General features: G+C 61.8%; 20 protein-coding genes. 19 read left to right on the top strand and 1 reads right to left on the bottom strand.

Translation table 11 applies throughout. The features are described from left to right. The 16 genes from GZ093_RS09030 to GZ093_RS08955 all read left to right on the top strand — a co-directional run bounded on the left by GZ093_RS09030 (window position 1) and on the right by GZ093_RS08955 (window position 17,151). The gene (locus GZ093_RS09030; protein ID WP_296485085.1) at window positions 1-1,974 is read left to right on the top strand and encodes a heme lyase CcmF/NrfE family subunit; all 1,974 of its coding nucleotides are present in this window, start codon (window positions 1-3) and stop codon (window positions 1,972-1,974) included. After that, entirely contained in the window at window positions 1,971-2,495 is a 525-nt protein-coding gene (locus GZ093_RS09025; protein WP_296485082.1) for a DsbE family thiol:disulfide interchange protein, read from the top strand. The genes GZ093_RS09030 and GZ093_RS09025 overlap by 4 nt, the downstream gene beginning before the upstream one ends. Next, the gene (locus GZ093_RS09020) at window positions 2,492-2,959 is read left to right on the top strand and encodes a cytochrome c-type biogenesis protein (RefSeq protein WP_296485079.1); all 468 of its coding nucleotides are present in this window, start codon (window positions 2,492-2,494) and stop codon (window positions 2,957-2,959) included. Before GZ093_RS09025 ends, GZ093_RS09020 begins: the two co-directional genes overlap by 4 nt. Beyond that, window positions 2,956-4,356, top strand: a complete 1,401-nt coding sequence (gene ccmI, locus GZ093_RS09015; protein ID WP_296485076.1) for a c-type cytochrome biogenesis protein CcmI — start codon at window positions 2,956-2,958, stop codon at window positions 4,354-4,356. The genes GZ093_RS09020 and ccmI overlap by 4 nt, the downstream gene beginning before the upstream one ends. 889 nt (window positions 4,357-5,245) lie before the next feature. Then, the gene (gene minC, locus GZ093_RS09010) at window positions 5,246-6,031 is read left to right on the top strand and encodes a septum site-determining protein MinC (RefSeq protein ID WP_296485074.1); all 786 of its coding nucleotides are present in this window, start codon (window positions 5,246-5,248) and stop codon (window positions 6,029-6,031) included. A 75-nt stretch (window positions 6,032-6,106) separates the two neighbouring features. Then, the gene (minD, locus tag GZ093_RS09005; protein ID WP_296485070.1) at window positions 6,107-6,922 is read left to right on the top strand and encodes a septum site-determining protein MinD; all 816 of its coding nucleotides are present in this window, start codon (window positions 6,107-6,109) and stop codon (window positions 6,920-6,922) included. 4 nt (window positions 6,923-6,926) lie between these two features. After that, window positions 6,927-7,187, top strand: coding sequence for a cell division topological specificity factor MinE (gene minE, locus GZ093_RS09000; RefSeq protein ID WP_296485067.1), 261 nt, complete (start codon window positions 6,927-6,929; stop codon window positions 7,185-7,187). Between the two features lie 57 nt (window positions 7,188-7,244). After that, entirely contained in the window at window positions 7,245-8,657 is a 1,413-nt protein-coding gene (locus GZ093_RS08995; protein ID WP_296485064.1) for an ethanolamine ammonia-lyase subunit EutB, read from the top strand. Next, a complete protein-coding gene (eutC, locus tag GZ093_RS08990) occupies window positions 8,657-9,514 on the top strand; it encodes an ethanolamine ammonia-lyase subunit EutC (protein WP_296485061.1) in 858 nt (285 codons plus the stop codon). Before GZ093_RS08995 ends, eutC begins: the two co-directional genes overlap by 1 nt. A 312-nt stretch (window positions 9,515-9,826) precedes the next feature. Continuing rightward, on the top strand, window positions 9,827-10,945 hold the full coding sequence (locus GZ093_RS08985) for a C4-dicarboxylate ABC transporter (protein WP_296485059.1): 1,119 nt from the start codon (window positions 9,827-9,829) through the stop codon (window positions 10,943-10,945). A 72-nt stretch (window positions 10,946-11,017) separates the two neighbouring features. Beyond that, the gene (locus GZ093_RS08980; protein WP_296485056.1) at window positions 11,018-11,644 is read left to right on the top strand and encodes a TRAP transporter small permease subunit; all 627 of its coding nucleotides are present in this window, start codon (window positions 11,018-11,020) and stop codon (window positions 11,642-11,644) included. Beyond that, window positions 11,641-13,581 (top strand): TRAP transporter large permease subunit, encoded by a 1,941-nt coding sequence (locus tag GZ093_RS08975; protein ID WP_296485054.1) that lies wholly within the window; start codon window positions 11,641-11,643, stop codon window positions 13,579-13,581. Before GZ093_RS08980 ends, GZ093_RS08975 begins: the two co-directional genes overlap by 4 nt. Before the next feature lie 385 nt (window positions 13,582-13,966). Further along, a complete protein-coding gene (locus GZ093_RS08970) occupies window positions 13,967-15,085 on the top strand; it encodes an S-(hydroxymethyl)glutathione dehydrogenase/class III alcohol dehydrogenase (protein WP_296485052.1) in 1,119 nt (372 codons plus the stop codon). Then, window positions 15,085-15,954, top strand: coding sequence for an S-formylglutathione hydrolase (gene fghA, locus GZ093_RS08965; RefSeq protein WP_296485050.1), 870 nt, complete (start codon window positions 15,085-15,087; stop codon window positions 15,952-15,954). Before GZ093_RS08970 ends, fghA begins: the two co-directional genes overlap by 1 nt. Window positions 15,955-16,063: 109 nt before the next feature. After that, window positions 16,064-16,453: a nitrous oxide-stimulated promoter family protein gene (locus tag GZ093_RS08960; RefSeq protein ID WP_296485047.1), complete on the top strand. Its 390-nt coding sequence runs from the start codon at window positions 16,064-16,066 to the stop codon at window positions 16,451-16,453. A 140-nt stretch (window positions 16,454-16,593) separates the two neighbouring features. Beyond that, window positions 16,594-17,151 carry a hypothetical protein gene (locus GZ093_RS08955; protein ID WP_296485043.1) on the top strand — a complete coding sequence of 186 codons (558 nt, stop codon included), beginning with the start codon at window positions 16,594-16,596 and terminating at the stop codon, window positions 17,149-17,151. Between the two features lie 378 nt (window positions 17,152-17,529). Here GZ093_RS08955 and GZ093_RS08950 read toward each other — a convergent pair whose 3' ends face one another. Then, window positions 17,530-19,854, bottom strand: coding sequence for a heavy metal translocating P-type ATPase (locus GZ093_RS08950; protein WP_296485041.1), 2,325 nt, complete (start codon window positions 19,852-19,854; stop codon window positions 17,530-17,532). 115 nt (window positions 19,855-19,969) lie between these two features. Between GZ093_RS08950 and GZ093_RS08945 the strand changes: the two genes are divergently transcribed. From GZ093_RS08945 to GZ093_RS08935, 3 genes are all read left to right on the top strand, one after another. Continuing rightward, on the top strand, window positions 19,970-20,167 hold the full coding sequence (locus GZ093_RS08945; protein ID WP_296485038.1) for a heavy-metal-associated domain-containing protein: 198 nt from the start codon (window positions 19,970-19,972) through the stop codon (window positions 20,165-20,167). Beyond that, a complete protein-coding gene (cueR, locus tag GZ093_RS08940; RefSeq protein WP_296485036.1) occupies window positions 20,164-20,619 on the top strand; it encodes a Cu(I)-responsive transcriptional regulator in 456 nt (151 codons plus the stop codon). The genes GZ093_RS08945 and cueR overlap by 4 nt, the downstream gene beginning before the upstream one ends. An 87-nt stretch (window positions 20,620-20,706) precedes the next feature. Then, entirely contained in the window at window positions 20,707-21,354 is a 648-nt protein-coding gene (locus tag GZ093_RS08935) for a Crp/Fnr family transcriptional regulator (protein ID WP_363260484.1), read from the top strand. The last annotated feature ends 87 nt before the right edge of the window (window positions 21,355-21,441 follow it).

Below are 21,441 nucleotides of genomic sequence, written 5' to 3'. Positions count from 1 at the left end.
ATGATTCCTGAAATTGGTCATTTTTCTCTGATCCTGGCGCTGTTTGTGGCGCTGGCGCTGGGTGTTCTGAGTGTTGTCGGTGGCCAGCAGGGGCGCGGCGACTGGATGGCGTTGGCACGGCCCGGTGCGCAGGCGCTGTGGCTGTTGACGGCCATCTCCTTTGGCTGTCTGACCTACGCTTTCTTCACCAATGACTTCTCCGTCTCTTATGTGGCGCAGCATTCCAACTCGAAATTGCCCGATATCTACCGCATTGCCGGCGTCTGGGGCGGGCACGAAGGCTCGCTGCTGCTGTGGCTGATGATGCTCTGTACCTGGATGATGGCGGTGTCGTTTTTTTCCCGTCAATTGCCCGAGGTGATGGTGTCAAGGGTGCTGGGTGTGCTGGCCCTGGTGGCGGTCGGCTTCCTGCTGTTCATGTTGATCACCTCCAACCCTTTCTTGCGCTTGAGCGACATACCCGCTGACGGCAAAGACCTCAATCCGCTCCTGCAAGACCCGGGCCTGGTGTTTCACCCCCCCATGCTGTACATGGGATACGTCGGCATGGCGGTGCCCTTTGCCTTTGCCATCGCCGCACTGCTCAACGGCCGGCTGGACGCCGCCTGGGCCCGCTGGTCGCGCCCCTGGGCCACCGCCGCCTGGATTTGCCTGACGATCGGCATTGCGATGGGCTCCTGGTGGGCTTATTACGAACTGGGTTGGGGCGGCTGGTGGTTTTGGGATCCGGTCGAAAACGCCTCCTTCCTGCCCTGGCTGGTCGGCACCGCGCTGATCCACTCGTTGGCAGTGACAGAAAAGCGCGGTCTGTTTCGCAACTGGACCATCATCCTGGCCATCACCGCGTTTTCCTTGAGCCTGCTGGGCACTTTCCTGGTGCGCTCCGGGGTGCTGACCTCGGTCCATGCCTTTGCCACCGACCCCAAGCGCGGCGTCTTTATCCTTTTGTTCCTGTCCGTTGTCGTCGGTGGTTCGCTGACCTTGTTTGCCATGCGCGCCAGCAAGGTGCGCTCTGGCGGTGCCTTTGCGCTGGTATCGCGTGAGACCTTTTTGCTGGTCAACAACGTGCTGCTGACCACCGCCGCCGCGGCTGTGCTGCTGGGCACCCTGTACCCGCTGATTGTGGACGCGCTCAACCTGGGCAAGCTGTCGGTCGGGCCGCCGTACTTCAACTCGGTGTTTGCGCCGCTGATGCTGCCGGTGCTGTTTTTCATGGTGCTCGGCTCCTATGCGCGCTGGAAGAATGACAGCGTGGCGGAACTGTCCAAGAAGTTGCGCCCGGTTGCCATTCTTTCCGTGCTGCTGGGCTGCAGTGCCCCGTTTCTGGCCGGTGCCTGGTCACCCCTGGTCGCGCTCAGTCTGACGCTGGTGTTCTGGATTGTGTTGGGCTCCGCGCAACAAATCTACCGTCAGCTCAAGGACACCGTCAACTGGAAATCCACGCCGATCTCGTTCTGGGGCATGCACATGGCACACATCGGCATTGCGGTGTTTGTGGTTGGTGTCACCATGGTCAAGGGTTACGAGACCGAGAAAGACGTTCGCATGGTCGTGGGCGACACGGTCGAAGTGGCAAATTACACCTTTCGCCTGACCGGTATCCGTGAGGTGCCGGGGCCCAATTACAACGCCGACCGCGGCGATGTGGAATTGATCCGTGACGGCAAGGTCCTCAAGACCCTGCACCCGGAGAAGCGCACGTATTTCTCCTCCACCATGCCCATGACGGAAACCGCGATTGACAGCAATCTGTTCCGTGATGTCTATGTATCGCTGGGCGAGCGCCTCGAAGGCGGCGACAAGCCCGCCTGGGCGATGAGGGTCTACCACAAGCCCTTTATCGTCTGGATCTGGCTCGGCAGCCTGATGATGGCCTTGGGCGGTGGTATGGCCGCGCTCGACCGGCGCTATCGCCGCAAGGTCACCGCCAGCGCAGCGGCGCTCAATGCAAAAATCAAGGGCGTTGCCGCATGAAGAAGACGTTGATTCCGCTCGGGCTTTTTATTGTCCTGGTGATCTTTCTGGCCATTGGCCTGACACGCGACCCGCATGAGATTCCGTCGCCGCTGATCGGCAAGCCCGCGCCGATATTCACCGCACCCAAGCTGCATGAGCCGAGCCAGCAATTTTCCGCCAAAGACATGCTGGGCCAGGTCTGGCTGCTCAATACCTGGGCCTCCTGGTGCGTCGCCTGCCGGCAGGAGCACCCGATCCTGATGGAATTTGCCAAAACCAAGACGATACCGATCATCGGTCTGGACTACAAGGATAAAGACGCGGATGGCCTGAAATGGCTGGCGCGCTTTGGCGACCCGTACGACCACGCCATCACCGACCAGGACGGCCGCATTGGCATCGACTTCGGCGTCTACGGCGTACCCGAGAGCTTCCTGATCGACAAAGCCGGTGTCATCCGCTACAAGCAGATCGGCCCCGTGACGGAAGAAGCCTTGCGCGACAAGATCGTGCCCTTGATCCGGGAACTGCAAAAATGAAATATTGGCTGGCACTTATCCTGGCGCTGCAATGCGCACTTTCATCCTATGCCGCTGAAGCCCCGTTGTTGGCGGAAGACCCGGTGGTGGAGCAGCGCATGATCGCTATTTCCGAAGAGCTGCGCTGCCTGGTCTGCCAGAACGAGTCGCTGGCGGGCTCGCGCGCCGATCTGGCGCTCGACTTGCGCCGTGAACTGCGAACCCTCATCAAAGCCAACAAGACCGACGCCGAAATCATGGAGTACATGGTCAGCCGCTACGGTGATTTTGTGCGTTACCGGCCGCCGGTCAAACCCGTCACCTGGCTGCTCTGGTTTGGTCCCTTTCTGCTGCTTATCGGCGCCATTTTCATGCTGGTGCGCATGGTGCGCCGCAACCAGCGCAGCGCTGACGCGCCGGCTCTGGACGCCGCTCAACGCAAAAAAGCACAGTCTCTTCTCAAAGATTCGGAAACTCCCTCATGACCGTTTTTATTGCAATCGCAGTGGTGTTGACACTGCTGGTAATGGCCTGGATCGTGCGTCCCCTGCTGCGTCCGGCGCCGTCGGCGGGTGTATCGAGCCAGCGCCTGAACGCTTCCATTTACCGCGACCAACTCGACACGCTGGAGCGCGACCTGGCGCGCGGCGTCATCAGTGCGGCCGACTGTGAAGCCACCCGTGACGAATTGCAGCTGCGCCTGCTGGACGACACCGAAGAGCCGGCGGCGGTTCACGCGACCAGTGACACCAGCTTCTGGAGCGCTCGACTGACCGCCGCCGTGATTGCGTTGCTGATGCCGCTCGGCGCCGCCGGTATGTACTGGTGGCTGGGCACGCCAGCCGCGATTGACCCGGTGGCCGCGCACAAAGCCAACGAAGATCAGGCGATGAAAATGGTCGACAGCCTGGCCGCCCGCCTCAGAGCCAACCCCGACAACCCCACGGGCTGGGCCATGCTGGCGCGCTCTTACAAGGTGATGGGTCGTTTTGCCGAGGCCGAGCAAGCCTTTATCAAAGCCGGCGACTTGATCAACACCGAACCGGATTTGATGGTGGACTACGCCGACCTGCTGGCTGTGCGCGCCAACAACAACATCGAAGGCAAGTCGCTGGAGCTCATCAACAAGGCCTTGCGCATTGACCCGCAACACCCGATGGGCCTGATGATGGCCGGCGTAGCGGCCTACCGCCGCGCCGACTACATAGGCGCGGTGACGTACTGGGAGACCTTGCTGGCGCTGCTGGAGCCGGGCTCGCCTGATGCGCAGCAAGTTGAGACCGACATTGCCGATGCCCGCGCCAAGGGAGCGCTGCCCGGCGGACCCAGAACGAGCACGTCACCGGTTGCCCCGATGACGCGTGACGCCGCGGAAGCTGGCAAGTTGCCACCGGTCGACCCTGCGGCAGCGGCGGCCACGACCCCGGAGATGGTCAATCAGATGGTGGATCGCTTGGCCGAGCGTCTCAAGACCAACCCGGATGACCTGACGGGTTGGGCCCGACTGGCGCGTGCGTACAAGACGCAGGGGCGCCTGGCCGAGGCGGAGCAAGCATATGCCAAGGCCGGCAAACTGGTTGATGGCAACCCAGACCTGCTGACCCAGTACGCCGATGTGTTGGCCATGCGTGCTGACAACAAGATTGAAGGCCGCACGCTGACTTTGGTGAACAAGGCACTGGCACTGGACCCAAATCACCCAACCGCTTTGATGATGGCTGGCACCGCCGCTTACCGGCGCGCCGACTATGCCCAAGCCGTGGCCCACTGGGAAAAAGTGCTCACCGTACTGGCGCCCGGTTCAAATGACGCGAAACAGGTCCAAGCGGAAATCGCCGACGCACGAGCCAAAGGCGGACTGGGCCTGCAGGCTAAACCTTAATTGCTATAAATAAAATAGCTGCTAACCCAATAAATACGTGGGCTAGCAGCCATTTTTATACGAATTAACGGCACTTTTCACTTTAAAATGTGTAAGGCGTGCGCTGCCAATGCGGCCATGCCAGCATTCACACACTGAGTCACGCCGGTATTAACCGGCCAGCGGACCGGTGTAGTTATAGTCAAGATGGCGTCTTGCGCCTTCCAATCGGCCTTCGCCAACACTGTCTGCGCTGCCGCCATCCCCAGGTGAAGTACTTCGCGCACCGCTGCCGCGTCATGGCTGTGTTCCAGCCAGCCATCCCCTCGCTTCACTTGCACCCCGCGACAGCCAGGCACGGGCGCTGAAAAAATCCGTTCATCAGCCCGATGGGGCACAACATTTCAGCCAGCGTCGCCTGCTCAGCGTAGATGACTTGACCACGCTCTTCTACCCTGCTCTGGCGACTTCTGTCAAAGGATAAACCTGTGCATAGTCTTGGCATAAACAGCAACTTATCCACAAAAATATTCACACAAAAAAGTTATCCAGATCACGGGTACAAAATGAAAGCGTACTCGCCCACATGCGTCGACCATAGCCAAGTGCTTGATTTACTTAGATAAAATTTGCTTACCCACAGATGAACCGAATCCTTATCTACTACTACTATTTATAAACAATAGAAATATAGAAGATAAAACCGAAGAAAATAATCAGCGCCCCTTAGCGAACCGGACTAAAACCAGCCCGCCTTGGTCCGGCCTCGTGGGTACACGGCTCAAACCTGTCAATCAAGTAAAATCTAGGCTCGCCTCACGCTATCTGTCAATCTCAGGCGGTGTCGGCATTGCCGCTCCTCAAATCGCTCCCAACTGAATAAAAAATCTCTTTTTAGCCATTGCCTTTCATGTCTGTTTCTTCCGCAGCTAATTCACCCAGCCCCCTACCGGCGTCTTTTGAAATCAAGAGCGCCCAATTGCCGCTGGTGGCGCTGCTACTCAAGACCGCTGACTGGGAACTACTGGCTTCTGATCTATTGAGGCAATTCGGCCCGACAGGCGAGAGTCCCGATTTTTTCGACAATGACCCCCTGGTGCTTGATTTTTCGTCTCTGCCGGCAGACAGCCCCGTGCAGGACTTAAAACCCCTGTTGCAGACCTTGCGGGCCTGTCGCCTGCTGGCCGTGGCGGCGCGTGGTGCCAGCACCGTGTGGATGCAAGCAGCGCTGGCGCTGGGTCTGGTGGAAGCGCCGCTTGATTTGCCGCGTGTGCGCCCGGCGCGTGCCGAGCCGGTGAGGCCGGCGGCCGTTGTAGAGCCGGTGCGCGACGTGTTGCGTCAAGGCCCTGGCCCGGTCACACTGGTGATCGACAAGCCGCTGCGCTCCGGTCAAAAGGTTTATGCCCGTGGGGGTGATCTGGTGGTGCTGGCCATGGTCAACCAAGGCGCCGAGGTGGTGGCTGATGGCAATATCCATGTCTATGCGCCTTTGCGTGGCAAGGCCATGGCGGGTGCCAGTGGCAACACCCAGGCCCGCATATTTTCTTTGTGCCTGGAGCCCGAGCTGATCTCGATTGCCGGGGTCTACCGCACCAGTGAGAATCCGCTGGCACCAGACATCCACGGCAAACCAGCGCAAGTGCGTTTGAGCAACGACGGCCAAGACAGGTTACTGTTTGAAGCACTAAACACCTGAGCGTCACGCGCGTGCCCTCACGCAAGCAGCGCTGACAATGTTTTAATTTAAATTTTCGTGAAAGACAGCTTCCCCATGGCAAAAATAATCGTAGTGACCTCCGGCAAGGGCGGCGTGGGCAAGACCACCACCAGCGCCAGCTTTGCAACCGGTCTGGCCTTGCGCGGGCACAAGACGGCCGTGATCGACTTCGACGTCGGCCTGCGCAACCTGGACTTGATCATGGGTTGCGAGCGCCGCGTGGTGTACGACCTGATCAACGTCATCCACGGTGAAGCCAACCTGAACCAGGCGCTGATCAAAGACAAACAGTGCGATCACCTGTATGTGCTGGCCGCCTCGCAAACCCGCGACAAAGACGCCCTGACGCAAGACGGCGTCGAAAAGGTGCTGAACGATCTGGTCGCCATGGACTTTGAATTCATCGTCTGTGATTCACCGGCGGGCATTGAAACCGGCGCCCTGATGGCCATGCACTTTGCCGACGAAGCGCTGGTGGTGACCAACCCCGAAGTGTCTTCGGTGCGCGACTCGGACCGCATTCTGGGTATGCTGTCGAGCAAGACCCGGCGCGGCATGGAGGGCCTGGAGCCCGTCAAGGAGCATTTGCTCATCACCCGCTACAACCCGGCCCGCGTCGACCAGGGCCAGATGCTGTCGCTGGAAGACATCCAGGATATTTTGCGCATCAAACTCATTGGTGTCATTCCCGAAAGCGAAGCCGTGCTGCAGGCGTCCAACCAGGGCGTGCCGGCGGTGCACATGAAGGGCAGCGATGTGTCAGAAGCCTACAAGGACGTGATTGACCGCTTCTTGGGTGAAGAAAAGCCCATGCGCTTTACCGACGCGCCCAAACAAGGGTTTCTGAAGCGGCTCTTTGGGGGGAAATAACACCATGTCTTTTTTCTCATTTTTTGTTGGCGAGAAGAAAAAATCCGCCAGCGTCGCCAAGGAGCGGCTGCAGATCATCCTGGCGCACGAGCGCAGCGGCCGCAACGCCGCCGAGCCCGACTACCTGCCCGCCTTGCAGCGCGAGTTGATGGCGGTCATCAGCAAGTACGTCAAGATCAATCTGGAAGACATCAAGGTCAACGTGGAGCGCCAGGACGACCTGGAGGTGCTCGAAGTCAAAATCGAGCTGCCCGACCCGCGTTAGCCAGCCCAAGCGCCGTCAACACCACCCGCGCCATTCAGCCCGTCAACGCCGCCTGCCATGCCTTACGCCCACACCATCGGCCTGCGGCGGTACCAGTTTGGCGACTTGCGCACCTTGTTGGCGCGTGCCAGCCCGGCCCGCTCCGGTGACCGGCTGGCGGGTGTCATGGCGGCTACAAGGCAGGAGCGCGTCGCAGCGCAAATGGCGCTGGCCGACGTGCCACTCGCGCGTTTCCTGAGTGAGGTCATCGTCCCCTACGAGATCGACGAGGTCACGCGCCTGATCATCGACACGCACAGCGCGGCGGCGTTCCAGCCGGTCAGCCATTTCACGGTCGGTGACTTTCGCAACTGGCTGCTCAGCGACGCCGCCAACACCCAGAGTCTGGCGGCCTTGGCAGCGGGTTTGACGCCGGAAATGGTGGCCGCGGTCAGCAAGCTATGTCGCTTGCAAGATTTGGTCTTGATTGCGCGAAAATGCCAGGTCGTGACCCGGTTTCGCAACACCCTGGGTTTGAGTGGGCGTCTGGCGACCCGGCTGCAACCCAATCACCCCACCGATGACCTGGCGGGCATCGCCGCCAGCCTGCTTGATGGCCTGCTGCTCGGCAGCGGTGACGCGGTGATTGGCATCAATCCGGCCACGGACAACGTCGCGCAGGTGGTGCGGCTGCTGCAGATGCTGGCCGACGTGATTGAGCGCTACCAGATTCCGACCCAATCCTGCGTGTTGACGCACGTCACCAACACCTTGCAGGCGATCGAGCGCGGCGCACCGGTCGATCTGGTGTTTCAATCCATCGGCGGCACCGAGGCCACCAACACCAGTTTTGGCATTGATCTGGCGCTGCTAAGCCAGGCGCATGACGCGGTGCTGTCCTTGCAGCGCGGCAGCCAGTTTGCCGATGGCCAGCGCGGCGAGCATGTGATGTATTTTGAAACCGGCCAGGGCAGCGCCTTGAGTTCAGGAGCGCACCACGGCTGCGACCAGCAAACGCTCGAAGCCCGCGCTTATGCCGTGGCGCGCCATTTCAAGCCCTTGCTGGTTAACACGGTGGTCGGGTTTATCGGACCCGAGTACCTGTTTGACGGCAAGCAAATCACGCGCGCTGGCCTGGAGGACCATTTTTGCGGCAAGCTGCTGGGCCTGCCGATGGGCTGTGACGTGTGTTACACCAACCACGCCGAGGCTGATTCGGACGACATGGACGCGCTTTTGACCATGCTGTGCGCGGCCGGCTGCAACTTCATCATGGGCGTGCCGGGGGCTGATGACATCATGCTCAATTACCAAAGCACGTCGTTTCACGATGCGCTGGCCATGCGCCAGATCATGGGCTTGCGCGTCGCGCCCGAGTTTGAAGAATGGTTGCAGCGCATGGGTATTTTTGAGCCGGGCGCACAGTCGCGTTTGGCGACCAAGCGGCCTGCCGGGTTTGAGCTCGTGCGCCAGCGACTGGGCAGCGCGTGATGGCCACTGACTTGACCTTGCCGCCAGCCCCGGTGACCGCCTCGCGCTGGGAGGCGCTGCGCCAGTTCAGCCAGGCGCGCCTCGCCTTGGGTCGGGCCGGGCACAGCCTGCCTACGGCCGCTCACCTGGCGTTTCAACTGGCGCATGCGCAAGCGCGCGATGCCGTGCAGTTGCCGCTGGACAGCTTCGGTCTCGCCGCCGAGTTGCAGGCACTGGGCCTTGAGTCGCTGCTGCTGCACAGCGCTGCGCCGGATCGGGCCACCTACCTGCAGCGCCCGGATCTGGGCCGCCAGTTGGACGCCGCCTCTCAGCAAGCGCTGGCGCCTTGGACCAGCCAGCAACGCCCGGCCCCCGCTGCAGCGCCTGCGTTCGATGTTGCCTGGGTGCTTGCCGACGGTCTGTCGGCCCAGGCCGTGCATCAAAGCGCCATGGCGCTGGTGGCAGCGACGCTGCAGCGCCTGCAAGCCGACACTGACTTTGCCTGGTCGGTGGCACCCATCACCGTCGTTGAACAGGCGCGTGTGGCCATTGGTGACGAGATCGGCCAGGTCTTGCGCGCACAAGTGGTGGTGGTGCTGATCGGCGAGCGCCCCGGCCTGAGCTCACCCGACAGCCTGGGCGCCTACCTGACCTGGGCGCCGCGCGTCGGGCTGACCGACGCCAGCCGCAACTGCGTCTCCAACATCCGTCATGCCGGTTTGTCGATAGCCGCGGCCGCCGCCAAGCTGCATTACCTGTTGACGCAAGCCAGGCTGCGCCGATGCTCGGGTGTGGCGCTGAAAGACGAGGCGGATGCGCCGGCAGGGCTGACCGCAATCGCGCAAGGCGGAACCTTTCTGCTGCCTGGGGCGGACTGAATCGGTTTAAAAAAATACTACTAAATTAATAGCTGTATGTGCTTATTACACGGCGGCTACAGCCCGATTCATCATATTTTTTTGCTGATTGACCAGGGACCCGGGAACGTCTCTGCCAATGGGCGCAACGCTATAGGTCGTCATCAAACGGCACCTCCGGGGCAGTGATTTTGGTGGAACGGCCAGGCATACCGGGTAACGAAGCGAAAGTATTTTTCCATGAAACCGGATCTTTTGAGTAGAAACCCTGATCTGGATCATGGACATGTGTGTTCAAAATGGCGTTGTCATTTTCTACAACAGGAGACTCACTTGATTGATAGCAAAACCCCCCGTCGTCGCAGCCTGCTCAAGGGCGTTGCCCTGGCCGCTGGTGCCATGTCTGCCCCCATGATCGCCAAGGCGCAAGCCGGTCCGATTTCGATGCGCTGGCAGAGTACCTGGCCGGCAAAAGACATCTTTCACGAGTACGCCCTGGACTACGCCAAGAAGGTGAACGACATGACCGGCGGCGATCTCAAGATCGAGGTTCTGCCGGCCGGCGCCGTGGTGCCTGCGTTTGGCCTGCTGGAGGCGGTGTCCAAGGGCACGCTCGATGGTGGGCACGGCGTGTTGGGCTACCACTACGGCAAGCAGAATGCCTTGGCGCTGTGGAATTCCGGTCCGGCGTTCGGCATGGATGCCAACATGATGCTGGCCTGGCACAAGCACGGCGGCGGGGCCGAGTTGCTGGCGAAACTCTACGCCTCCATCGGCGGCAATGTGCAGTCCTTCCTGTACGGCCCGATGGCCACGCAGCCGCTGGGTTGGTTCAAGAAACCCATTGCCAAAGTCGATGATTTCAAGGGTCTCAAGTTCCGCACCAATGGCCTGGCGATCGATTTGTTCACGGCCATGGGTGCCGCGGTGAATGCGCTTCCCGGCGGCGAGATCGTGCCGGCGATGGACCGTGGTCTGCTCGATGGGGCCGAGTTCAACAATGCTTCCTCGGACCGTCTGCTGGGCTTTCCCGACGTGTCCAAGGTCTGCATGCTGCAGAGCTACCACCAAAGCGCCGAAACGTTCGAGATCATGTTCAACAAGACCAAATACGATGCCTTGCCCCCGAAAATGAAGGCGATCATCGCGGGCGCGACGGAGGCCGCGTCGGCCGAGATGTCCTGGAAAGCGATTGATCGTTACTCCAAGGACTACATCGAGCTGCAGACCAAGGACAAGGTCAAGTTCTACAAGACCCCGGATTCAATTCTGCAGGCTCAACTCAAACTGTGGGATGCCATTATTGAAAAGAAATCGGCGGAAAACCCCTTGTTCAAGGAAGTCGTCGCATCGCAGAAGGCATTTGCTGAGCGCGCGGTGAAGTGGGACCAGGACACCTATGTCAGCCGGCGCATGGCTGTGAGTCATTTCTTCCCGGCCAAAAAGGCCTGAGCGTTTTTCGCAGCATCCATCGGCCATTCGGGTCTTGTCCGGATGGCTGATTTTTTTTGAGCAGACCAGACTATGCAGAAATTGCTTCTTGCGATGGACCGGATCAGCACCTTTGTCGGGCAGTCGTTTTCCTGGCTCATCGTCGCCCTCACGTTCATGATTTCCTGGGAAGTGTTCTCGCGCTATGCGCTGGACAATCCGCACCCCTGGGCCTTCGATGTCATGAGCATGATGTACGGAACCCTGTTCATGATGGCGGGCGCCTACACCTTGTCCAAGAATGGCCATGTGCGCGGTGACGTGCTCTATGGCTTTTTCCCGCCGCGCTTGCAGGCCGGTCTGGATCTGGTTTTGTATCTCCTGTTTTTCATGCCGGGGGTGTTTGCCATGGCCTGGGCCGGCTACAACTACGCGGCTGACTCCTGGGCCATCAACGAACATTCGAACATCACCGCCAACGGCCCGCCGGTTTACCCGTTCAAGACCATCATCCCGGTTGCGGGAGCCTTTCTGCTGGCGCAGGGCCTGGTCGAAATTGTGCGCTGTGTCATTTGTCTGAAGCAGGGTCAGTGGCCCTCGCGTGGTGAGGACGTCGAGGAAGTCGACGTTGAAAAACTGAAGGAGATGGTGCACGTGAAGGACGAAGATATCGCCAAACTCGATGCCTTCGTCGTCCATGCGCAGGAGAACCAGAAATGAGAAAAGAAGTCTGGTTCGGGCTCTCGATCATGGCCGCCGTGGTGCTGGCGGCATTTGTCCTGTTGCCGGCGCCCTCGATGATGAGCAACGGCCATCTGGGTCTGCTGATGCTGGCGCTGGTCGTGGTCGCCATCATGCTGGGTTTCCCCACAGCGTTCACCCTGATGGGCATGGGCATGGTGTTCGCCTGGATCGCCTACCGAAGTCAGAATCCCGGCTTGGCGGTGCAGCAGACGCTGGACCTGATGGTGCAGCGCACCTATTCGGTGATGTCCAATGACGTGCTGATTTCCATTCCCCTGTTTGTGTTCATGGGCTACCTGATCGAGCGCGCCAACCTGATCGAGAAGCTGTTCAAAAGCATGCACCTCGCCACTGCGCGCGTGCCGGGTTCGCTGGCGGTGGCGACCATCATCACCTGCGCGATCTTCGCCACCGCCACCGGCATTGTGGGCGCCGTGGTCACGCTGATGGGTCTGCTGGCCTTGCCCGCCATGCTGCGCGCCGGCTACAGCGTGCAACTCTCGGCCGGTGCCATCACGGCGGGCGGTTGTCTAGGTATTCTGATCCCGCCCTCGGTCATGCTGATTGTGTACGGTGCCACGGCGGGGGTGTCGGTCGTCAAGCTCTACGCGGGCGCTTTTTTCCCCGGCCTCATGCTGGCGGGTCTGTACCTCCTCTACGTGATTGTGCTGGCCAAGCTCAAGCCCAGTCTGGCGCCGCCCATGTCGGCCGAAGAGCGGCGCGTGCCCTTGCCCGCCTTCGCGGAAATTGTCTCCAGCACCATCAGCAAAAAAGTGCTGCCGGGGCTGATCGGTGCGATCAAGGGCAAGCGCAATGCCGCGGTGCCGATGCGCTCGCTGCTCAACCACCTGTTCATCGCCCTGCTGCCGGCGCTGGCGGTCGTGTTGATCATGGGTTTCGTGTTTCTGAAGGTGACGGCACCGGTCGAGCCGGAGGTGCCCGAGGGCGTGGTCGCGATGGGCAGCGCGGCCCTGGGCACGGTCGAGGAAGAAAAAGTCGACGCGGGGGGCCTGCAGGAGCCTGAGGCGGAGGTCGGCTTGCTGGAGCCCCCCAGCGAAGAGGCAACGCAAGCACCCCCAGCCAGCGTAGGCGCGCAGACAGAGGCAGCGAAGCCAAGCGCGCCGATCGTGGCCGAACCGGTTGCCGCGTCTGAGCGCGTGCCTGCGCCAGCGAGTTTCTGGATTGCGCTGGTCAGTTGTGCTGTGGCGCTGGCGCTGTTCTACGCCATCTTCAGTTTTGCCCGGCTGGAGATCTTCAAGATGCTGCTGGGATCGTTCTTTCCGCTGGCGATGATGATCCTGGCGGTGTTGGGCACCATCGTGTTCGGACTGGCGACACCGACGGAGGCGGCGGCGATGGGATCCATGGGGGGCCTGGTCCTGGCGGCGGCCTACCGGCGACTCAACCTCGGGGTGTTGAAGGAATCGGTCTACCTCACGGCGAAGACCAGCGCCATGGTGTGCTGGCTGTTCGTTGGCTCCAGCATCTTCTCGGCCGCATTCGCCCTGCTCGGTGGCCAGGAGATCATTAACACTTGGGTACTGTCCATGGACATGACACCGGTGCAGTTCATGATCCTGGCCCAGGTCGTGATCTTTCTGCTGGGCTGGCCGCTGGAGTGGACCGAGATCATCGTCATCTTCATGCCGATTTTCATCCCGCTGCTGCCGCACTTCGGCATCGATCCGCTGTTCTTCGGTCTGCTGGTGGCACTGAACCTGCAAACGGCCTTTCTGAGCCCCCCGGTGGCGATGGCTGCGTTTTACCTGAAGGGCGTGAGCCCACCGCATGTGACGCTCAATCAGATCTTTGCCGGCATGTTGCCCTTCATGGCCATCCAGGTGTTGGCGATCATCTTGCTCTACCAGTTCCCGGCCATCGGCTTGTGGCTACCGCAGATGCTGTACAAATAGTCTGGCGGCATTGCATTGAGGAGCTGAACAGAGGGCTCGGGGGCGCCCTTTGTTTCTTAAGTTGCCTACATTGAGCGATGACCCAGTCAACCGTAAAGTCAGTAAAACACTATTGTTTTGATAACCTCTTTCGTAATGAATACGGGGGCTACAGCCTCTTTTTGCATATATTTTCCAATTTGGCACAAACCTGGCATGCTTGTCAAACGGAGTCGGCGTGGATGCGCTGCTGCGCCAAAGGGTGCTCGCGTGCGAGGCCCGACGCGTTGACGGCATAGAGCAAGCTGCTTTGATATTTCCCCCAGCTTGCATGACATTGAATTCCTACAATCAGAGTTGTACGCACCCCCAGTCCCCCGACTGGCCCCATCACCAGGAGAACCTTATGAAAACAAAAGCCGCCGTGGCCTGGAAAGCAGGCGAGCCCCTGACCATTGAAACGGTCGATCTCGAAGGCCCGAAGTTTGGCGAGGTCCTGGTCGAGATCAAGGCCTCTGGCATCTGCCACACCGACTACTACACGCTCTCGGGCGCAGACCCGGAGGGCATTTTCCCGGCCATTCTGGGCCACGAGGGCGCGGGCATCGTGGTCGATGTCGGCCCCGGCGTCACGACGCTTAAAAAAGGCGACCACGTCATCCCGCTCTACACGCCTGAATGCCGCCAGTGCAAGTATTGCCTGTCGCGCAAGACCAACTTGTGCCAGTTGATTCGCGGCACGCAGGGCCAGGGCCTGATGCCCGACGCCACCAGCCGCTTCAGCCTGGACGGCAAGCCGATTCTCCATTACATGGGGACGTCGACCTTCAGCAACTACACCGTGGTGCCCGAAATCGCGCTTGCCAAAATCCGTGAGGACGCACCGTTCGACAAGGTCTGCTACATCGGCTGCGGCGTGACCACCGGCATCGGCGCCGTGATCTTCACGGCCAAGGTGGAAGTCGGTGCCAACGTGGTGGTGTTCGGCCTGGGCGGCATTGGCCTGAACGTCATCCAGGGCGCCAGGATGGTGGGCGCCGACAAGATCATCGGGGTGGACCTGAACCCGGCGCGTGAAGCGATGGCGCGCAAGTTCGGCATGACGCATTTCTTGAACCCGAAGGACATCGAGGCTGCCGGTGGCACGCTCGTGGATGCGATCGTGCAACTCACCGATGGCGGTGCCGACTACAGCTTTGAGTGCATCGGCAATACCAGGGTCATGCGCCAGGCGCTGGAGTGCACGCACAAGGGCTGGGGCCGCTCCATCATCATCGGCGTGGCCGAAGCCGGCGCCGAGATCAGTACGCGCCCGTTCCAGCTGGTCACGGGCCGCAAGTGGGAAGGCTCGGCCTTCGGCGGGGCGCGTGGCCGCACCGACGTGCCCAAAATCGTGGACTGGTACATGGAGGGCAAGATCAACATCGACGACCTCATCACCCACACCATGCCGCTCGAAGACATCAACAAGGGCTTTGACCTGATGAAGCGCGGCGAGTCGATTCGCGGCGTGGTGCTGTTCTGATGGACGCCCCCGAGCTGCTCAGCGAGCACGTCTGTTTTGGCGGCGTGCAGCGCTTTTACCGGCATGCCTCGACCGTGATCGGCTTGCCCATGCGCTTTTCCGTGTACCTGCCGCCTCTGGCTGATCCGGGCGCACGGGCCAAAGTACCGGCCCTGCTGTACCTGGCGGGCCTGACCTGCAACGAAGAGACCTTCATGAGCAAGGCCGGGGCCCAGCGCGTGGCCGCCGAGCTGGGCTTGGCGCTGATCACGCCCGACACCAGCCCGCGCGGCGCCGACCTGCCCGGTGACAGCGACAGCTGGGACTTGGGCGTGGGGGCTGGTTTTTACATTGACGCGACCCAGGCGCCATGGTCCCGGCACTACCGCATGGAGCGCTACATCACCACGGAGTTGCTGGCTTTGGTGGGGCAGGAGCTGCCTATCGACCTGCAGCGGGTGGGTATTTTTGGCCACTCCATGGGCGGGCATGGTGCTTTGTCATTGGCGCTCAAACACCCGGCGTTGTTCAAGTCCGTGTCGGCCTTTGCGCCCATCTGTGCGCCCCGCCTGTGTCCGTGGGGGCAAAAGGCATTCACCCATTACCTGGGGGGCGATGCAGACACCTGGGCGGCACATGACAGCAGTGCGCTAATGGCGGCGCAGGCGTCGGCGCCGTTTCCGAACGGCATCTTGATCGACCAGGGGCTGGCAGACAAGTTTTTGCCGACACAGTTGTTCCCGGATGCGTTTGAAGCGGCCTGCCAGGCGGTGGGCCAACCGCTGCTGTTGAACCGGCGGGCCGGCTACGACCATGGCTACTACTTCATCTCGACCTTCATGGCCGATCACCTGGCACACCATGTCGCAGCCTTGGCGCTGCCAGGGTAGAGTGTCGTGAGCACGGCCAAGGCTGGCACGGCGCGCTGTTGCGGTGTCCAGAAAGAAGTCCTTTTGTCGTCCCGCCTGGCACCAAACGGAAAGATCACGAGTCATAGCAATGTCAGACCAGTTCATTGAATTCACGACCGACAAGCAGTTCATTCGGCGCGTGCGCGAACTCAAGACGATCCGCGTGATGATCGACATGTATTGTGCGAGGCATCACGGCGGCGCCCCGCTGTGCGCCGATTGCGCGGACCTGTTCGACTATGCGCAGCGCCGCCTGCAGCGCTGCGTGTTTGGCGACGCCAAACCGAACTGCGCCAAGTGCGTCGTGCATTGTTACAACGCCGACATGCGCGAAAGGATCAGGGTGGTGATGCGTTGGGCCGGGCCGCGCATGCTGCTGCGGCATCCGGTGCTGGGTATCAAGCATTTGCTGGCCGACCGTCGGCCGGTGCCGCTGCTGCCGGCCAAGCGCGGGGTGAAAGCGCCCGATACCGACTGAGCGCTTGCGATGGGTTGACGTTCTGCGCGCGAGCCAGATGCAGTGACGGGGTATGGCGCGCTGGTGGTGCCTGCGGTCTCCAAACAATCTTGTTTCTATTCGCTATTCGCAAATGGCGAATGAAGGTCTAAAGTACCACGATGTCCGGTTCAAAATCCAACCCGCAAATCGTGCTGCGCCCGCAAGATGTGGTGGTGCTGTTGCGTTTGTCACTCCAGCGCGGGCCCGCGCCCACCTATGCCGCGTTGGCCGAGGAACTCAAGCTCACAGCATCCGAAATTCATGCCGGCGTTGAGCGGTCCATGGCGGCACAATTGCTGCGCAAGGACGCCGCGGGAAAACCGGCTGTATTGCTGGAGCCATTGCGCCTGTTTGTGCAGCATGGACTGCGTTATTGCTTTCCGGCAACGCGTGGCGGTATGACACGCGGCGTGCCCACCAGCTACGCGGCGCCGCCCATGTTCGCGCTCATCGTGCAGCCCAATGAGGCACCGCCGGTTTGGCCGCACAAGGTTGGCGCGGTGCGCGGCGCTGCCTTCTATCCGCTGTACCCCACGGTGCCCGACGCCGCACTGGCCAACCCGGCGCTCTACGAGCTTCTGGTGCTGGTAGATGCCATACGGGGGGGAGCCTGCGAGAGCGCGCTTTGGCGATTGCCGAACTGGACAAGCGGTGGTCCGCCTGATGCGCCAACTTAACCCGAACGACCCCAACGTGCTGATGCTGGAGCTGGTGGCACGGCGGCTGGGCCCTGACTTGTGCGACCGTTTTGCATTTGTGGGTGGCTCCATTGCGGGGTTGCTGATTACCGACCCGGCCAATCCACCCATCCGGTCAACGGATGCCGCAAGAGTTGCGAGGCTAATTTGCCGAACAATTTTCAGCCTTGCTGGCTGATCGCCGTTTTTTGGATGCCCTGCCGGGTCATTTGCCGGGTGACGCCATGAGCCAAAGCCGCCTTCCCGACTTGGAAGCCAAAATTCAACAACTTGCGAACCTGTCCAAAACATGAACTGAGCCACCATCGGCTCATTGCCAGGGATTTCACCGGAACCCGCGCCGTTGGCCTCAGTCCTTCATTTCCCCGGCTTCCAGCGCTTGAGCAGCAGCGCATTGCTCATCACGCTGACCGAGCTCATCGCCATCGCCGCGCCGGCCACGACCGGGTTCAAGAAGCCCAGCGCGGCCAGCGGAATGCCGGCCACGTTGTAGGCAAAGGCCCAGAACAGGTTTTGCCGGATTTTGGCCACCGTGCGGTCGGAGATGTCCAGCGCAGCAGCCACCAGCGCCGGGTCGCCTCGCATCAGCGTGATGCCGGCCGCGTGCATCGCCACGTCCGAGCCGCCGCCGCCCACATTGGCCATCGCCATGCCGACATCGGCGGCGGTCAAGGCGGGCGCGTCGTTGACGCCGTCACCGACCATCGCCACGGTATGCCCCCCGCGTTTGAGTGCCAGCACCTGCGCGGCCTTGTCGCCGGGCAGCACTTCGGCGCGCACTTCGCCACTCTCAGGGCGCAATCCGAGTCGCTGCGCCATGGCCTCAGCCGCACCCTGGTTGTCGCCGGAAATCATCACGGTCTTGATGCCGCGTGCGCGCAAGGCCGCCACGGCGGCCTGGGCACCGGGCTTGGGCTCGTCGGCAAAAGCCAGCAGCGCCAGCACCTCGATGCGCTCGGCTTGCGCGGCAGTGGCCGCCCAGCGCTGCGCCAGCAGCGACACGGTGGCGCCCTCGCCTTGCAGCTTGGCTGCCGGGGCGCTCAGCGCGCGCCAATCCACCCCCAACTCGTCCATCCAGCGCAGGCTGCCGATCAGATAGACAGGCTGCGCCGCTTCGCTGCCATCGGATGCGCGCAGTTCGCCTTCGGTGCCGCGCCCGGGCACGGCTTGCACATTCACCGGCGGGTGGATGCGCAGGCCGCGCTCGCTGGCCGCTGCCACCACGGCGCGTGCCAAGGGGTGCTCGCTGCCGCTCTGCAGGCTGGCCGCAAAGCTCAGCAATTTCACGGCATCGTCCGTCAACGCCAGGCCAGGACCGGCCGCAGCGGCTGGCGCGCTAGGCGCCGCAGCACCGGCCGGCAAAAAAGCCGTCAAGCGCGGCTGCCCCACGGTCAGGGTGCCGGTCTTGTCAAACGCGACCACGTCCACCTTGTGCGCCAGCTCCAGCGCCTGTGCGTCCTTGATCAGGATGCCGTACTTGGCCGCCACGCCGGTGCCGGCCATGATCGCGGCCGGTGTCGCCAGCCCGAGCGCGCACGGGCAGGCAATCACCAGCACCGTCACGGCGTTGATCACCGCGACCTCGAACGGGTGGCCCGTCAGCCACCAGCCCAGCAGCGTGAGCAGGGCAATGACGAGCACCACCGGCACAAACACCGCGCTGACCTGGTCGACCAGGCGCTGAATCGGCGCTTTGGCCGCCTGCGCGTCTTCCACCAGGCGGATGATGTGGGCCAATATCGTCTCGCTGCCCACCGCCTTGACCTGCATCACGATGCGGCCGTCGCCGTTGATAGAGCCGCCGGTCAGCAGAGCGCCCGGGTCTTTGACCACCGGCAGCGGTTCGCCCGTCAGCATCGACTCATCGACCTGGGTCTGGCCCTCCTGCAGCACGCCGTCGGTGGGCAGGCGTTCGCCGGGTTTGACCACCAGCCGGTCGCCCACAAGCACCTCGGCCACCGGCACATCGACTTCGCCGTCCAGACCGATCAAATGGGCCGTGTCGGGCCGCAGGCCATGCAGCGCGCGAATCGCAGAGGTGGTCTGGCGCTTGGCGCGGGCCTCCAGCCACTTGCCCAGCAGCACCATGGTGATGACCACGGCCGAGCCCTCAAAGTACAGGTGCGGCATGGTGCCGGGCGCGGCGCTGAGCCACAGCCACATCGACAGCAGCCAGCCCGCCGTGGTGCCCAAAGCCACCAGCAGGTCCATGTTGCCGGCCAGGTTCTTGGCGGCGTGCCAGCCGGCCTTGTAAAAGCGCGCACCCAGAATGAATTGCACCGGCGTGGCCAGCGCAAACTGCGCCCAGGCCGGCAGCATCCAGTGCCAGCCAGCCAAGTTGCCCAGCATCGGCAGCACCAACGGCGCCGAAAGGCCCAGGCCAATGGCCACCGGCATGAAGCCGGCCCAGGCCGAGGCATCGGGCGCGTCGATGGCGGCGTCGGCGGCCACCGGCTCGTAGCCGGCATCACGCACCGCGCGGCGCAGGCGCGCTTCCATGTTGTCAGAAGGCGCATAGGCAATGCGCGCCGACTCGGTCGCCAGGTTGACGGCCGCACTTTGCACCCCCGGCACTTTTTTCAGGGCGCGCTCGACCCGCCCGACACAGGAGGCGCAGGTCATGCCTTTGACGCCAATGTCCAGGGAGTCAGCAGAAATAGAAGGGGTTGCAGCAGTAGTCATGAGTCAAGCGTAATCCTTCCCATCATGGCAAGGTCAAGCTCTAAAATTGAGCGGTTGACCTTCCCATGGTGGCAGGGTTCAAACTATCCTCTTTTTCATTTGAAGGATTTTTTCCATGAAACAAACATTTACCGTCACCGGCATGACCTGCGGCCACTGCGAAAAAGCCGTCACCCGCGCCGTGAAGCAGCTTGACCCGCAGGCCGAGGTCAGCATCGATCGCGCCGCCAACAAGGTCGACGTGCAGTCAGACCAGCCGCGCGAGCTGCTGGCGCACGCCATTGCCGAAGAAGGTTACAGCGTCGCCGCATGACAATGGCCGCCATGGCGCCGACGCCGGCCGCGACGCTGGATGGCACGCTCTGGCCGGTCGCCATTGGCGTTGCGGCGCGCCTGTCCAAGGTGTCGGCCAAGATGGTGCGGCACTATGAATCGCTTGGGCTGCTGGCACCGGTGGCGCGTACCGACAGCGGCTACCGGCAATACAACGCGGCCGACGTGCGCACCCTGCAGTTCATCAAGCGCGGGCGCGATCTGGGTTTTTCGATGGCTGAGATTGCCGAACTGGTGGGCCTGTGGCACAACCGCCAGCGCGCCAGTGCCAGCGTCAAGCGCATCGCCCAGAAGCACCTGAACGAACTGGCGCACCGCATCGAAGCCATGCAGGCGATGCAGCGCACCCTGAGCGCCTTGCTGCAGCATTGCCACGGTGATGAGCGCCCCGATTGCCCGATACTGGACGATTTGGCGGGTACATGTTGCTAATATTTACATAGCATGAAGTCCATATTTTACGTGGGCTAAAGGCATTTTTATCATGAACAAAAACTGTGTTAGCCGCCCGCCAACGCGATGATGACCACCGCCCTGCGACCGACCGACCTCTATCCCGCGCTGGCGCAAGTACAGCCGTCCCTGGCCGAATTGGGCCCGGGTGCAGCGCCCATGAGCGTGCCGGCGGGCACGGTTTTGTTCAGCGAAAACGAAGCCTGCCAGGGCTTTCCGCTGGTGCTGGGCGGCGAGGTCAAGGTTTCGCGCAGTTCAGGCGATGGCCGCACGCTGGAGCTGTACCGGGTGGTGCCGGGCGAGTTGTGCCTGGTGTCCTCCGCCAGCCTGTTTCGCGCACAACCGCTGTCGGCCGACGGCGTCACCACCAAGCCCAGCACGCTGCTGCTGATCGCGCCCGGCATCTTCCAGCGCTGGTTAGAGGCCCCCGTATTTCGCAACGAGGTGCTGGGCCTGTTCGCCGAGCGCATGGCGGACCTGACCAGCCTGATCGACGCGGTGGCCTTCCACAAGCTTGACCGGCGCCTGGCCGCTGCCCTGCTCGGCCACGGTCCGCAACGCAATGTGACGCACCAGATGCTGGCCGATGAACTCGGCACCGTGCGCGAGATCGTGACGCGCCTGCTGCGCCGCTTTGAGCGCGAGGGCTGGGTGACGCTGGGTCGCGAGCAGATTCAGATTGTTGACAGCGCCGCCTTGCGCGCCTTGGGATAAAGCAACTTCTTTTCTGTAAATTTCCGAAATTTAGTTTTGGGTGTTGGTGATTTGCAGCGCTCAGGGCTTCATGGTTAGATAGATTTT

It is taken from the genome of Rhodoferax sp. (genome assembly GCF_010365055.1).
Classification (GTDB): domain Bacteria; phylum Pseudomonadota; class Gammaproteobacteria; order Burkholderiales; family Burkholderiaceae_C; genus Rhodoferax.
This window is presented reverse-complemented; position numbering and strand designations above follow the sequence as displayed.

Bases quoted from the DNA above. Each gene is read 5' to 3' on its own strand.
- GZ093_RS08950 (WP_296485041.1), bottom strand. From the start codon at position 19,854: ATGACTACTGCTGCAACCCCTTCTATTTCTGCTGACTCCCTGGACATT.
- GZ093_RS08975 (WP_296485054.1), top strand. From the start codon at position 11,641: ATGAGAAAAGAAGTCTGGTTCGGGCTCTCGATCATGGCCGCCGTGGTG.
- ccmI (WP_296485076.1), top strand. From the start codon at position 2,956: ATGACCGTTTTTATTGCAATCGCAGTGGTGTTGACACTGCTGGTAATG.
- eutC (WP_296485061.1), top strand. From the start codon at position 8,657: ATGGCCACTGACTTGACCTTGCCGCCAGCCCCGGTGACCGCCTCGCGC.
- GZ093_RS09020 (WP_296485079.1), top strand. From the start codon at position 2,492: ATGAAATATTGGCTGGCACTTATCCTGGCGCTGCAATGCGCACTTTCA.
- GZ093_RS08955 (WP_296485043.1), top strand. From the start codon at position 16,594: ATGTCCGGTTCAAAATCCAACCCGCAAATCGTGCTGCGCCCGCAAGAT.
- minC (WP_296485074.1), top strand. From the start codon at position 5,246: ATGTCTGTTTCTTCCGCAGCTAATTCACCCAGCCCCCTACCGGCGTCT.
- minE (WP_296485067.1), top strand. From the start codon at position 6,927: ATGTCTTTTTTCTCATTTTTTGTTGGCGAGAAGAAAAAATCCGCCAGC.
- GZ093_RS08945 (WP_296485038.1), top strand. From the start codon at position 19,970: ATGAAACAAACATTTACCGTCACCGGCATGACCTGCGGCCACTGCGAA.
- minD (WP_296485070.1), top strand. From the start codon at position 6,107: ATGGCAAAAATAATCGTAGTGACCTCCGGCAAGGGCGGCGTGGGCAAG.
- fghA (WP_296485050.1), top strand. From the start codon at position 15,085: ATGGACGCCCCCGAGCTGCTCAGCGAGCACGTCTGTTTTGGCGGCGTG.
- GZ093_RS09030 (WP_296485085.1), top strand. From the start codon at position 1: ATGATTCCTGAAATTGGTCATTTTTCTCTGATCCTGGCGCTGTTTGTG.
- GZ093_RS09025 (WP_296485082.1), top strand. From the start codon at position 1,971: ATGAAGAAGACGTTGATTCCGCTCGGGCTTTTTATTGTCCTGGTGATC.
- GZ093_RS08935 (WP_363260484.1), top strand. From the start codon at position 20,707: ATGATGACCACCGCCCTGCGACCGACCGACCTCTATCCCGCGCTGGCG.
- GZ093_RS08970 (WP_296485052.1), top strand. From the start codon at position 13,967: ATGAAAACAAAAGCCGCCGTGGCCTGGAAAGCAGGCGAGCCCCTGACC.
- GZ093_RS08995 (WP_296485064.1), top strand. From the start codon at position 7,245: ATGCCTTACGCCCACACCATCGGCCTGCGGCGGTACCAGTTTGGCGAC.
- cueR (WP_296485036.1), top strand. From the start codon at position 20,164: ATGACAATGGCCGCCATGGCGCCGACGCCGGCCGCGACGCTGGATGGC.
- GZ093_RS08980 (WP_296485056.1), top strand. From the start codon at position 11,018: ATGCAGAAATTGCTTCTTGCGATGGACCGGATCAGCACCTTTGTCGGG.
- GZ093_RS08960 (WP_296485047.1), top strand. From the start codon at position 16,064: ATGTCAGACCAGTTCATTGAATTCACGACCGACAAGCAGTTCATTCGG.